Below are 12,968 nucleotides of genomic sequence, written 5' to 3'. Positions count from 1 at the left end.
TAGTACCCGACCAGCACAGCGGGGGAAGCTGTCATCTGGATCGGTTGGTAACCAGATAGGCGATACCACCTGCGGCCAAACCCCAGACTGCAGCGCCCAGGCCGAAGACGGTGATTCCTGATGCGGTGATGGCGAATGTCAGAATCGCCGCTTCGCGTTCGGCGGGAACCTCTAATGCGGCAAAGGTCGCATTTGCCATCACACCGATCAGGGCAATGCCGGTCAGAGTACCCATGAGCAATGGGTCCGCGTGGGCCGCGAACCCGGTGATTGCCACGGCAAAGACGCCAAATACGCAGTAAAACAGGCCTGCCATAACCGCTGACCAGTAACGCTGGTTCGGGTCCGGGTAGCTGTCTTCGTTTGAACACATCGCAGCGGTAATCGCGGCAAGGCACGTGGCCGGAGCGCCAAAGGGGGCAGACAGAATACTGGCTCCTCCGACGGCTGAGAACAACTTGCCAGCAATTGGCGCATACCCAAAGCTGCGCATGACGGCGATGCCGGGTATGTTTTGCGTAGCCATGGTGACGATGAACAAGGGGATGCCAATCCCGATCGCCGATGCGATCGAGAATGTCGGAATGGTCCAGACAGGGGCGGCGACAAGATGCTCCGGTCGGACCGAACCGTCACCGGCGTTCAATACAACGACGATTGCCGCGGCAACCACTGCGGCAGGAACTGCGATCAACCGATTGATCCGCCCGGCGATAAACCACGTCAGAATGACCGGCAGCGCTTGCCAGGGCAGCTCAACTGCCGCCTTGAACGGAATGATGCATAAGGGCAGCAAAACCCCGCCCAGCATGGCCTGTGCAAGTGTTGTCGGGATTGCGGCCGCAAGCCGTCCAAGTGGACGCCACATTCCGGCAACAACCGTCAGGGCTCCGGCGCAAAGAAATGCACCAACCGCATCAGAAAATCCGACCAATGGGGTCGCCGAAACCGCCAGAAGGGCGGCACCGGGTGTTGACCATGCCACGCTAATCGGCTGCCGGTACCAAAGGCTGACCACGATCGCCGTCACACCCATTGCAACTGCTGCCATCATCAAACCGGATGCCGCCTCAGCTTCTGAAGCACCCATTGAAACAAGGCCCTGCAGCACGATCGGGAAAGAGCTGAAAAACCCTACGACCGCTACCACAAGCCCGGTCGAAATTGTCTGCACAGGAGGGAAAGGGCGCGCCATGACTTCCTCTGAGTTGTCTGCAGAGATTGCTAACAATCGCAAGCGGATAGAAACAAGGTGAAATGCGTCAGCGAACAAAAAAACCCGCCGGGTGAGCGGCGGGTGTTAGATTTTGAGTATTTGCGAAAAGACGAAGATCAGGCGATTTCGGCCAAACGGGCGAGGGCCTCATTCAGTTTCGCCTCTTCTTCTTCGCGGGCGGCAAGGTTGGCTTTGGCCTCCGCGACAACCTCTTCCGGGGCCGAAGCCACGAATTTTGGGTTGTTCAGACGTCCGCGAAGACCGCCCAATTCCTTGGCCAGCTTGCCCTTGGCTTTTTCCAGCCGTTCCTTTTCCGCGCCGATATCGATGATATCCGCCAGCGGTAGACCGAAAGATGCGCCGGGGGCGGCAATCGAGATCGTACCTTTAGGCAGCTCATCCGCTTTGGTCAGGCTGTCGATCCGCGCCAGACGTTTAATTAGCGCCTCGTTGCGGTCCCACGCGGCTTGGCCATTGGCGTCGATCTCGGTCACCAGCATCGGCACATAGAGGCCGGCTGGAACGCGCATCTGTGCACGGGCCGAGCGGGTGTTTTCGATCACCGAGATCACCCAGTTCATCTCAAGATCCGCTTCAGCGCCAATCAGGTCGGCGGCAGAATAGGTTGGCCAATCGGCGTGGACGGCCATTTTGGCGCGGTCGCCGGTCAAGCCCCACAGCTCTTCGGTGATGAACGGCATGATCGGGTGCAGCAGGACCATGCATTGGTCCAGAACCCAACGCATCGTGGCGCGGGTTTCGGCCTGCGCCTCGGCATCGTCCCCTTGCAGCAGTGGCTTGGACAGCTCCACGTACCAGTCGCAAACCTTACCCCAGACAAAGGCATAAAGCCCGTTGGCCGCGTCGTTGAAACGATAGCTTTCCAGCGCCGCGTCGACCTCTTCCCGCACGCGGGCGGTTTCGCCGATGATCCAGCGGTTTACGGCGGCTTTGGGCTTAAGGTCGGCCACATCCAGTTGAGGCACAACGTCGGTGAAGACCTCGTTCATCTCGGCAAAGCGGACGGCGTTCCACAGTTTGGTGCCGAAGTTGCGGTAGCCGGTGATGCGTTCGCGGGACAGTTTCAGCACGCCGCCAATCGCCGCCATCGAAGCGTTGGTAAAGCGCAGCGCGTCGGCGCCGAATTCGTCGACGATTTCCAGCGGGTCGATGACGTTGCCGGTGGTCTTGGACATCTTCTTGCCCTTCTCGTCGCGAACGAGCTGGTGCAGGTAGACGGTATGGAACGGTATCTCGTTTACCACGGCCAGTTGCATCATCATCATCCGGGCGACCCAGAAGAACAGGATATCTGCGCCGGTGATGAGCACATCAGTCGGGAAATAGCGCTCCATCTCTTCGGTCTGTTCGGGCCATCCCAGCGTGCCGATCGGCCAGAGGCCGGAGGAGAACCAGGTGTCGAGGACGTCGGGGTCGCGCCAGACCGGATAGATCAGATTGGTTGGGTCTTGTTCGACCGCATACTGAGCGAGACTTTCAGCAAACCGATGGATCGCCTCGTGTTTGTCTGAAACTTCAACAACAGTTGCGTGGCTCAGCGGGCTGGGAATGTTGGCGTTGTCGTCCATGAATTTCTCGGTGACTGCATCCAAGCTGGTTGCGCATTCCATGACATTGCCACGGTGCAGCATGCCACCTTCATTCAGCAACCGGCCCAGTTCAACCAGATCCAGGTCACCATCATCTTCGTCATCGATGAAGTCTTCTGCGGACAGGTCGAGACCATACCAAACCGGTATCTGGTGCCCCCACCACAACTGGCGCGAGATGCACCAGGGCTCGATGTTTTCCAGCCAGTGGTAATAGGTCTTCTCGCCCGACTCAGGGATGATCTTGACCGTGCCGTCCTTAACCGCATCCAGCGCGGGGCCGACGATCTTTTCGGCATCCACGAACCACTGATCGGTGAACATTGGCTCGATCACCACTTTGGATCGGTCGCCAAACGGCTGCATGATCGGCTTGCTCTCGACCAGCGGCACCAGTGCAGACGGGTCGTCATCTTCGCCCAGCTTGGTGCCCAGAACTGGATCATCCGCACGGGTCATCACGGCCAGACCGTCAGCGTTGATCTCTTCGACCACTTTCGCGCGCGCCTCGAACCGGTCGAGACCTCGTAGATGGTCGGGAACGAGGTTAATCGCGTCGATCTCGTTCTCGGTGAACTCACGCCCGCGTGCATATTCCTGCGCTTTACCAGCCTCTTCGGCGTAGGGCGCACCATCAGCCCGCATCGCGCCTTTGGTATCCATCAGGCGGTACATCGGAATGCCGCCGCGCTTGGCGACCATGTTGTCGTTAAAGTCATGCGCGCCTGTGATCTTCACCGCGCCCGAGCCGAAATTGGGATCGGGGTAGTCATCGGTGATGATCGGAATCTGACGGCGATGCTCTTTCGGACCAACCGGGATTTCGCAGAGTTTCCCAACGATTGGTGCATACCGTTCATCCGACGCATGAACGGCCACCGCGCCGTCGCCAAGCATGGTTTCGGGGCGGGTCGTGGCGATCGAGATGTAATCGCGCTCCTCTTCGAGGATGACGTTCCCATCCTCGTCCTTTTCGACGTAGGTATAGGTCTCACCACCAGCCAGAGGGTACTTGAAGTGCCACATGTGACCCGTGACTTCGATATTCTCGACTTCCAGATCCGAGATCGCGGTTTCGAAATGTGGGTCCCAGTTGACCAGACGCTTGCCGCGATAGATCAGGCCCTTTTCATACATGTCGACGAAGACCTTGATGACCGCGTCGTGGAAGTTGGCCGAGTTTTCATGCCCGGTGCGCGGATCGCGTGGTGCACCGGCCATGGTGAAGGCGTTGCGCGACCAGTCACAGGAGGAGCCAAGACGTTTCAGCTGCTCGATGATCGTGCCGCCGTATTCGCCCTTCCATTCCCAGACCTTGTCCAGAAAAGCCTCGCGACCCAGCTCGTTTCGGCTGGGCTGTTGGGTGGCGGCCAACATCTTTTCGACCTGCATCTGCGTGGCGATACCGGCATGGTCCTGACCGGGCTGCCACAGCGTGTCGAAGCCGCGCATCCGGTGCCAGCGTGTCAGGATGTCCTGCAGCGTGTTGTTGAAGGCGTGGCCCACGTGCAACGCACCCGTCACGTTGGGCGGCGGGATCATGATGGTAAAGCTTTCGTCGCGCGATCTGTTCGCGCCTGCCTTGAAGGCTCCGGCCTGTTCCCAGGCCTCATAAATGCGGGCCTCGGCCTCGGTCGCGTTGAATGTCTTTTCCATCGCCATAGGATGCGTCCTGCGTCAACAAATTCGGGTCAGCGCCTGCAATAGCGAATGCGTAAGGGAAGGGGAAGGGTTGTATGTTATTCAGCCCGGGCAAAGCGCGCGCGAAAGTAGACCTGAACACGCTGGTAGGCCGGTTCATGGAAATCCAGCGTCAGCAATGAGTGGTCGTTGCCGTCAAATTCCACCGTCTCAAGATGATTACCGACAGCATCCTTCAGGGCGCCTATATGCCTTTCTGAGGCAAGTTTGTCATCGGCGTAGCGCATGACTAGGCCGTGGCCCTTCCGTGCCATGCCCGCGCGGGCGTCGCCACCGACATATACGTCGTGGGTGGCTTCGCCGCCGCTGGTCAGCAGGGCAGTGAATGGAAAAACGCTGTCATGTGCCCATGTCATGGCCTGCAGGTTAACCGAAAAATGACTGGCAAAACACGAGGAAGCTGCCTGTTCGACTGGACATCCCCTTGGGCTGGGCTACGGTCGCCAACGCAGGAGGATCATCGCATGGAAAAGTTCGGTAAAAGCCAGCCCGTCAAACGGACAGAAGATCAGCGGTTTCTGACCGGGCACGGACGATACATGGACGATGATGTACCCGGAGATGCTCTGTTCGCAGCCTTTTTTCGCAGCCCGGTTGCCCATGGTCGGATCACGGCGCTGGATCTGGATGCCGCGCGTGAGGCGGAAGGGGTGCGCCTTGTCATGACGCTGGATGATCTTTCAGCGGCGGGGATCGACACTGTGATGAACGCAGCGACTGTGGAGAACCGCGATGGCTCTCAAACCCTTGCGCCCGACAGGCATATGCTGGCCCAAGACCGCGTCCGGTTTGTTGGCGAACCTGTGGCTGTCGTGATCGCAGACACGCTGTTGCAGGCGCGAGATGCGGTTGAGATGATCTGGATGGACACGGATGATCTGCCCGCAAAACTGGATGTCGAAGCCGGTGGCGAACCACTGCATGATCAGGTCGCCGACAATCGTGCTTTTGATTGGGGGTTGGGCGATGAAGCAGCAACCGATGCCGCCTTTCAGGCCGCCGCGCATACCGTTTCGCTGGATGTGGCCGACAACCGCGTGATCATCACCTCAATCGAGCCACGGGGATGTCAGGCCAATTGGGTCGATGGACGTTTGCACTTTGCCTATGGTGGGCAAGGTGTCTGGGCGATGCGGGGGCAGTTGGCGCAAAAGCTGAAGCTGGAACCCGAGGCGATCCGTGTCACCACCCCGGATGTGGGTGGCGGATTCGGCATGAAGGTCATGCCGTACCCTGAGTATTTTTGCGTCTCAGTTGCTGCGATGAAACTCGGGCAGCCAGTTCATTGGATGTCTGACCGATCCGAGGCGATGCTGTCGGATCATCACGGTCGCGACCTGACCTCATTGGCTGAGCTCGCCTTTGACGAGGACCTGAAAATCACGGCCTACCGGGTGCACAGCAAGGTAAATCTGGGTGCGTATAGCAGCCATTTCGGGCAAGCGATCCAGACCAGTCTTTTCAGCAAGGTGTTGATGGGGGTTTACGACGCTCAAACGACGTATCTGCGGGTTGAGGGGTTCTATACCAACACCACGCAAGTCGACGCCTATCGGGGGGCAGGGCGGCCCGAGGCGATCTATGTTCTGGAACGTGTCATGGATCGCGCCGCGCGCCATCTGGGCGTCGATCCTTGGGATTTGCGCCGCAGGAATTTCATCCGGCCGGAAAACTTCCCCTACAAAACCGCAACCGGCGAAATCTATGACGTGGGTGATTTCGATATGGTCCTGTCCCGTGCATATGCCCAGACCCAAGGGTTCGCGACGCGAAAAACTGCAGATGCGGAACGTGGCCTGATCCGGGGGCGCGGCTTGTGTTACTATATCGAAAGCATTTTGGGTGACCCTTCGGAAAACGCGAAAGTCGAGTTCTGCGAGGATGGCACGGTGAACCTTTATGTCGGTACCCAATCGAACGGGCAGGGGCATGAGACGGTCTATGCGCAATTCCTGTCAGACCAGACCGGAGTTCCGATGGACCAGATCAATGTGGTCCAGGGTGACAGCGATCAGTTGCCACATGGTGGCGGGACTGGCGGGTCACGTTCAGTCACGGTGCAAAGTACGGCCACGCTGGCGACAATTGACGTCATGATCGCCGCATTCACGCCGTATCTGGCGGATAAGATGGGGGTGGAGGAAAGTGATGTGCGTTTCGACCATGAAACCTTCCGCGCACCGGGATCAAACCTGACGCCGACGCTCACCGAGGCTGCGGAGATGGCCCGCGCCGATGGGCGCGCCGACCTGTTGAGCCATGAGGCCAGCGCCAATCTGGATGCGCGGAGTTATCCCAATGGCGCACATGTTGCCGAAATCGTGATCGATTCTTTCACAGGCGAAACATGGGTGGATCGTTATACCATCGTTGATGATTTTGGTAACCTTATCAATCCGATGCTGGCCGAGGGGCAAGTGCATGGCGGGGTGGTGCAGGGCATTGGTCAGGCACTGACGGAACACGTTGTGCATGATGCGCAGGGGCAACTGCTCACGGCTTCGTTGATGGATTACGCCTTGCCCCGCGCGGCCGAGATACCCATGATTAAGTTTACCTCGGCGCCGGTTCCGTCAACTTCCAACCCAATGGGGATGAAAGGATGCGGAGAGGCCGGCACCGTCGGCGCGCTGGCCGCTGTGGCAAACGCGGTTCAGGATGCGCTCTGGGATCACGGGGTGCGGCAGGCCGATATGCCTTTCACACCTCATAAAGTATGGGAATTGCTGAACGATGGTTCTGACGCGGCTGAGTAAAAAGGTTCTGGGATGGCTTGGGCGGCCTCTGCGTTCCGAGCACTCCGCCGAGGCGCTTCACCGCGAACCCGTCAGCCATGTGATTATCCTGGACGGCACAATGTCGACGCTTGAGCCGGGCTACGAAACCCATGCGGGCCAGACCCTGCGACTGTGCCGCGAAATGGGCAGCAAAGTGTCCGTCTTCTACGAATCCGGTGTGCAATGGGAAAGCTGGAAATCCTCGCTGGACGTGATGATGGGGCGCGGGATCAACCGCCAGATCCGCCGCGCATATGGCTATCTCGCCTCACGCTACAAACCCGGCGACCGTATCTATTTCATCGGCTATTCGCGCGGCGCTTACGGTGTGCGCAGCCTTGCTGGCGTGATCGATATGATCGGTCTGCTCAAGGCTGAACATGCGACCGTTCGCAACATCAAGCAGGCCTACCGCCACTATGAATGCAACGCCAGCGGGTCGGCCGCGGCCGAATTCCGGCGGCAATTCTGTCACGAAGATGTGGCGATTGAGATGGTCGGCGTCTGGGATACGGTCAAAGCGCTGGGCATGCGTCTGCCGCTGCTGTGGCGCTGGGCCGAAGAGCGTCACGCCTTTCACACCCACCAGCTTGGCCCGGCGACGCGCCACGGCTATCACGCAATGGCGCTGGACGAGACCCGCGAGGTGTTCGAGCCGGTCTTGTGGAAATGTACCCCGGAATTCAAAGGTCATGTCGAGCAGGTCTGGTTCCGCGGCACACATGGCGATGTCGGTGGCCAATTGAACGGGTTCGAAGAGGCGCGTCCGCTGAGTAACATCTCGTTGGTCTGGATGCTGGATAAGGCAGAACTTCATGGTCTGCCGCTACCCGAAGGCTGGCGTGATCAGTTCCCGACGGATACCTCTGCCCGTTCTGTTGGAACTTGGCGTGGTTGGGGCAAGATTTTTCTGCTGCGGAAGCATCGGAAGGTGGGCCGCGACCGGTCAGAGAAACTCCACGTCTCGGTCTCGCCGGATGAATTACCGGGCTGGGTTCCGATGCCGGATCTGCCGTCGCATCCGGCGCAGTAGAACTTACTTTGGAACGCAGACGTTTCTGACCGGTTCGATCAGTGCATCCGGGCGTTCTACAAGATCGAAACGCCAATGTCTTGGAGACCAATTGTAAACCCTTTGATCGTCGGGATGATCTACGATCATCAAACCGTGAAAGTACCATTCAGACGTCGATTTGTACCCGGTTTTTGTTGTGTAGAATGAGAATCCACGTAGCCCGTGCAGGGCTTCTATCGGAGAATTCTCTGAATGTTCGGCGATGCAATAGGGTGAACCGTCCGTGATCAACCGTGCTTGCAACAAGAGCATCGGAATCGTCAGCAGGGACCAGAACGCGATCAGCGTTGAGATCGATATCCCGATTTTTGCAATCCATGATGGGTTTGGCTTCCCATCACGACCCGACCAAATGAGAAAACTCGATGCAATTGCGATCGTTAAGCTGATCCCATGTAATAGCTGAGTGTCCGAAGATAGGGCGAGCACACCGGATGCCAGTGTCAGCAGCAATCCAATCACAACTGACGAGATCGCCAGAAATACCGCTAGAGGACGCGGGATTGGACACAGTCCCAGCAAGGCAAGTCCGCCAATGCATATGGGTGTGGCGGGGATGAACCAAACGAGCAGAAACAAGCCTTGAATGAACAATAGCAGGGAATTTCTGTCCGTGTTTGGTTCGAACAATTGCGGATCTAACGGCTGCATATAGGCAGTAAAGATCAGCACAGCATAGGCGAAGAATAGGGCCTTGTATCTCAACCTTGGTTGAATAGCAGAATCTCTCGGGTTAAAAAATAACTGACCACGCGCCTTGCGATGGGTGGTCAGTTAAGAAATCAAGTTGTCAGTGCCACGCCGCAAATACCTGCGTTCACCACAAAGCACCTACCGCCGACGATCTCGACGCGAGCTCATTGGCTGGAACGCCACGCCAACATGCGCTTCGCAATAAGGTTTACCCGCTTCAACCGGCAGGCCGCAGAACCAGAAATCCTCGGTCGCGGGGTCGCCTACGGGCCATTTACAGGTCTTTTCGGTCAGTTCCATCAGCGTCAGCTTCTTGGCCTTTTTCTCGACCTCGTTGACCTTGGCCAATGCCTCGGGGCTGATTTCATTGGCAGATGGTTGTGGCGGCAGCGGTTGACCGGCCGGAATGATCTGGCGGCGGGCCGGAACAGCAGGCTTTGCCTCAGCAGTAGGTGCCGGGGCCGGGCGCGCCGGTTCGGTTTTGGGCGCGGGCCTCGGCTTGGCCTCGGCCTTGGGCACGGGTGCCGGTTTTTCCTTGGGTTCGGATTTAGCCGGCGAGGCACCGGTTGCGCGATTTGACAGACCCAGACGGTGTACCTTGCCGATCACCGCGTTGCGGGTTACGCCACCCAGTTCTTTGGCGATCTGGCTGGCCGACTGGCCCTCGCCCCACATTTTCTTCAGCAGTTCTACGCGCTCGTCAGTCCAGGACATCATTTGCCTTTCAAAAGCGGAAAGCGGCCCCGGATTCGGGCCGCCTTGGGAATTCGTCTCAGCCCCCTATTTTAATCACTGCGGGCCGAGTTACAAGCGGTTCTCGAATCAGGATGAGGGCAGGTGATGCAGATTTCCGCAGATCAGAGCGAACGGCGTTTCGGAACAGTTAACTGGATGGGGCTTTACACGTTGGCCCAGCGTGAAACTCTGCGGTTTCTAGCGGTCTGGACTCAAACCCTGTTGGCGCCGCTTGTGACGGCAGGGCTGTTCCTGCTGATCTTCAATATCGCCATCGGTCCGGGGCGTCCGGATGTGATGGGGGTGCCGTTCCTGACCTTTCTGGCGCCGGGCATCATGATGATGACCGTGATCCAGAATGCGTTCGCCAACACCTCATCCTCGATGGTGATCGCCAAAGTGCAGGGAAACATCGTCGATACGTTGATGCCACCTTTGTCCCCGCTTGAGATACTGCTGGGCTATCTGGCAGGTGGGGTCGCGCGTGGTGTTCTGATCGCATGTGTGGTTGCAGTCGCACTTGCGCTGGTTTTGGGAATTTACCCGCAGAATCTGTTGTTTGCCATGATCTTCGTAGTGCTGGGCGGCGCATTCATGGGGGCCTTGGGCCTGTTCGCCGGGATTTTTGCCAACAAGTTTGATCAGATGGCGGCCATCACGAACTTCATCGTGACGCCATTGGCTTTCCTGTCGGGTACGTTTTATTCGGTCCAGGCGCTGCCTCCGGTTTTGAACCGCCTAAGTCACGTGAATCCAGTTTTCTATCTTATTGACGGCCTGCGGTACGGGATGATCGGTGTGTCCGACAGCTCACCTTGGTTGGGAATAGCAGTATGCACCGGTGCCACGCTGTTAGTCGGTGCGCTGACCTGGCAGATGCTGCGAACGGGGTATCGCCTTAAGGCTTAACTTGTCTCGGCCAGTGAACCGGGTTGAAAAGTCATTCTGGGCTTTCCCAATCGGGGGTGCAGGTTTGCGGCCACGGCCCAGGCCCCGAACAAGGCCAAGCCTCCGACTGCGAATACCCCGGCGACCGGTGAGATCAGAAGGACCAGTGATGCAACTCCGGGTGTCAGAATGCCGGAAACGTCGCGGTAACTGGAGTAGATCGCCGACATCTCGGTGCGTTCGGATGGTTTCACTGCCATGAGGAAAGGCAGACCGGCGCAAATGTCCAGAACGATAAGCCAGATGGACCCAAGAACCAACGCCGCAACCGCCGCGACCGGCCAACCCGCGATTGCCCCAGCGGTGACAAAGCAGGCTCCGCAGGCAGCAAAGCCAACGCGAACAGCCGTGCGAATCGAACGCCCCTGCACCCAGCGCAGAATAAGCGGAGCCGCGAACAGCATGGCATTGGTTGTGGACAGAAGGATACCGCCCAGTTGCTCACCCAGCCCGTTTTGAATGGCAAAGATGGGTAGGTACACCACGTAGATCCACCAGCCGCAGGATCGGATCATGGCAAAAAGATATCCCGCGACCAGACGGGGTTGCGCAAAGAAGCGCGGCAGAAAAGCCAGCGGGTTTTTCGCGGCGCCCCGCGCCTTGGTGATCAACTTTCCATTACCCAACCGCATGCGCCAGAACTGGATCAGCATGACCGCACCTGCCACCGCGCTGATGACAAACGGGGCAGGGGGCCATACCTCCAGCAATAAGACGCCGGCCATCGGGCCGCCTGCCCAGCCGAGGGCGCTGTAAAACATGCGGCTGGTCTCGCATTTGCCCAGCTCGATTTTGCTGATGTAATCTAGGACATAAGCATTGAAGCAAATGAACGTGACCACTGTCGCGACCGTGTTCAGGGCAAGCGCACCGACCACCGCCGCCGGGCTGCCCTCAATCGCCAGAAGGGCACCGCCGATGAACATGAGGCAACCGGCGGTGTACGCCCATCTGCGCGGTATGAAGCGGATCAGGAACGGCACCATCAGCCCCGCAATCAACGAGATAACGCCGACCAGAAAATACAGGAACGATACCGAAGACGCATCACCCAGCGCGCGATACATGGCCAGTGGAAAGACCGATATCAGAATGCCGCGGACAATCGCCTCGAACCCGGCAAGGATACCAAAGTCGCGGACTGACGGTGCTGGGGCATGGCGCACCCATTCGGGGATACGGCGTTCGTGCATGGGTAAACTCTCAAATCAACTGAGACCACATTGCGCCGGATAAATCCGCATTCTTCGGGGTTTGCGACATGCAGGTCGCCCCCGGGCCATGTCAGGAAAACTTTTTAGAGTTTCAGGCCTGCCGCGCCCGCGCTTCACGCCAGACAAGAATAAGTCCGCCAGTCAGAATTATGGCCGAGCCGATCATGCTGATCCCGTCCGGAATCACGCCGAATATCGCGAAATCGTAGAAAGCGGCAAAAATCAGCGTCGCATAGCTGATCGGGGCAACAAATGAGGCATCCGCACGGGCCATACCGTTCACAAAACACGCCTGCGCGCAGGCCATCAATGCGCCAATACCCGCCAGCGCCGCCCATTGTTCTAAAGTAGGCATCTGAAAAACAAAGCTCACCGCGACAGAGGCAATCGTCAGGCCCATTGCGTTGTTGATCAGCAGGATCTGGATCGGGATTTCTCGACCCGAAAGTTTCTTGATGAATATCAGCTCCATCCCGATGACTGCGGCTGCGGTCAGTGCCAACAGGGCAGCTGGCTGAAAGCTATCGGGTGTCGGGCGCAACAGTATCAGTGCCCCAGCCAGCGCCACAGCTGCCGCCAGCCAGCGCCAAGGGCCGACGCCTTCTTTCAGCAGCGGGATTGCCAACACCATTGCAAAGACCGGGTTTAGAAAGGAAATCGCCGTCGCATCCGCGATCGGGATGAATGCGACCGAGGCGAACATCAGCGTAATGCCGACCCAGCCGAAACTTGTACGCCCAATATGCAGGCCCCAATGCGGACGCTGCAGGCGCGGCCGCATCACGCCGACGGCGGTGACGATCACGATAAAGGCAAACAGAAACCGCCCATGGCTGATCTGCATTGGGTGCAGCGCGGGACCCAACGTGTCCGTCCCCAAGGCTTTGGCCAGCAGGGTGGTCCCGGCCAGCAATGCACTGGCGGCGGTGATCAGCACGGCCGCAAGAGGCGGATTATGGGCTTTGGCGACAAACATATGTCAGCGGTGCGTCAGCGCAT

10 protein-coding genes are annotated in these 12,968 nt (G+C 58.4%); 3 read left to right on the top strand and 7 right to left on the bottom strand.

Annotated elements, in window-relative coordinates; translation table 11 throughout:
* Positions 1–31: 31 nt before the first annotated feature.
* The 3 genes from AC2FJC_RS18030 to AC2FJC_RS18020 all read right to left on the bottom strand — a co-directional run bounded on the left by AC2FJC_RS18030 (position 32) and on the right by AC2FJC_RS18020 (position 4,883).
* Positions 32–1,195, bottom strand: a complete 1,164-nt coding sequence (locus AC2FJC_RS18030; protein WP_496740543.1) for a benzoate/H(+) symporter BenE family transporter — start codon at positions 1,193–1,195, stop codon at positions 32–34.
* A gap of 137 nt (positions 1,196–1,332) precedes the next feature.
* Entirely contained in the window at positions 1,333–4,488 is a 3,156-nt protein-coding gene (locus AC2FJC_RS18025) for a valine--tRNA ligase (protein ID WP_496740541.1), read from the bottom strand.
* Between the two features lie 77 nt (positions 4,489–4,565).
* Positions 4,566–4,883: a hypothetical protein gene (locus AC2FJC_RS18020; RefSeq protein WP_496740539.1), complete on the bottom strand. Its 318-nt coding sequence runs from the start codon at positions 4,881–4,883 to the stop codon at positions 4,566–4,568.
* 108 nt (positions 4,884–4,991) lie between these two features.
* On the opposite strand from AC2FJC_RS18020, the gene AC2FJC_RS18015 reads away from it, so the two are divergent.
* A complete protein-coding gene (locus AC2FJC_RS18015) occupies positions 4,992–7,283 on the top strand; it encodes a xanthine dehydrogenase family protein molybdopterin-binding subunit (RefSeq protein ID WP_496740537.1) in 2,292 nt (763 codons plus the stop codon).
* Positions 7,261–8,337, top strand: coding sequence for a T6SS phospholipase effector Tle1-like catalytic domain-containing protein (locus AC2FJC_RS18010; protein ID WP_496740535.1), 1,077 nt, complete (start codon positions 7,261–7,263; stop codon positions 8,335–8,337). The genes AC2FJC_RS18015 and AC2FJC_RS18010 overlap by 23 nt, the downstream gene beginning before the upstream one ends.
* 3 nt (positions 8,338–8,340) lie before the next feature.
* On the opposite strand, the gene AC2FJC_RS18005 is transcribed toward AC2FJC_RS18010, so the two are convergent.
* Both AC2FJC_RS18005 and AC2FJC_RS18000 read right to left on the bottom strand, forming a co-directional pair.
* Positions 8,341–8,901, bottom strand: a complete 561-nt coding sequence (locus AC2FJC_RS18005; protein WP_496740533.1) for a hypothetical protein — start codon at positions 8,899–8,901, stop codon at positions 8,341–8,343.
* Between the two features lie 309 nt (positions 8,902–9,210).
* On the bottom strand, positions 9,211–9,786 hold the full coding sequence (locus tag AC2FJC_RS18000) for a GcrA family cell cycle regulator (protein ID WP_496740624.1): 576 nt from the start codon (positions 9,784–9,786) through the stop codon (positions 9,211–9,213).
* Between the two features lie 126 nt (positions 9,787–9,912).
* On the opposite strand from AC2FJC_RS18000, the gene AC2FJC_RS17995 reads away from it, so the two are divergent.
* Complete coding sequence (locus AC2FJC_RS17995; protein ID WP_496740531.1) at positions 9,913–10,716, top strand: ABC transporter permease; 804 nt, start codon at positions 9,913–9,915, stop codon at positions 10,714–10,716.
* Here AC2FJC_RS17995 and AC2FJC_RS17990 read toward each other — a convergent pair.
* Together AC2FJC_RS17990 and AC2FJC_RS17985 are read right to left on the bottom strand one after the other, a co-directional pair.
* Complete coding sequence (locus AC2FJC_RS17990; RefSeq protein ID WP_496740529.1) at positions 10,713–11,948, bottom strand: MFS transporter; 1,236 nt, start codon at positions 11,946–11,948, stop codon at positions 10,713–10,715. The two genes, AC2FJC_RS17995 and AC2FJC_RS17990, sit on opposite strands and share 4 nt — an antisense overlap.
* Positions 11,949–12,060: 112 nt before the next feature.
* Complete coding sequence (locus AC2FJC_RS17985) at positions 12,061–12,945, bottom strand: DMT family transporter (RefSeq protein ID WP_282169143.1); 885 nt, start codon at positions 12,943–12,945, stop codon at positions 12,061–12,063.
* Positions 12,946–12,968 lie beyond the last annotated feature (23 nt).

The organism is Ruegeria sp. CDSB117 (assembly GCF_059611005.1).
This window is presented reverse-complemented; position numbering and strand designations above follow the sequence as displayed.

Excerpts from the sequence above, each read along its gene's own strand:
- AC2FJC_RS18015 (WP_496740537.1), top strand. The coding sequence starts at position 4,992 with ATGGAAAAGTTCGGTAAAAGCCAGCCCGTCAAACGGACAGAAGATCAG.
- AC2FJC_RS18010 (WP_496740535.1), top strand. The coding sequence starts at position 7,261 with ATGGTTCTGACGCGGCTGAGTAAAAAGGTTCTGGGATGGCTTGGGCGG.
- AC2FJC_RS18025 (WP_496740541.1), bottom strand. The coding sequence starts at position 4,488 with ATGGCGATGGAAAAGACATTCAACGCGACCGAGGCCGAGGCCCGCATT.
- AC2FJC_RS17985 (WP_282169143.1), bottom strand. The coding sequence starts at position 12,945 with ATGTTTGTCGCCAAAGCCCATAATCCGCCTCTTGCGGCCGTGCTGATC.
- AC2FJC_RS18020 (WP_496740539.1), bottom strand. The coding sequence starts at position 4,883 with ATGACATGGGCACATGACAGCGTTTTTCCATTCACTGCCCTGCTGACC.
- AC2FJC_RS18030 (WP_496740543.1), bottom strand. The coding sequence starts at position 1,195 with ATGGCGCGCCCTTTCCCTCCTGTGCAGACAATTTCGACCGGGCTTGTG.
- AC2FJC_RS17990 (WP_496740529.1), bottom strand. The coding sequence starts at position 11,948 with ATGCACGAACGCCGTATCCCCGAATGGGTGCGCCATGCCCCAGCACCG.
- AC2FJC_RS18000 (WP_496740624.1), bottom strand. The coding sequence starts at position 9,786 with ATGTCCTGGACTGACGAGCGCGTAGAACTGCTGAAGAAAATGTGGGGC.
- AC2FJC_RS17995 (WP_496740531.1), top strand. The coding sequence starts at position 9,913 with ATGCAGATTTCCGCAGATCAGAGCGAACGGCGTTTCGGAACAGTTAAC.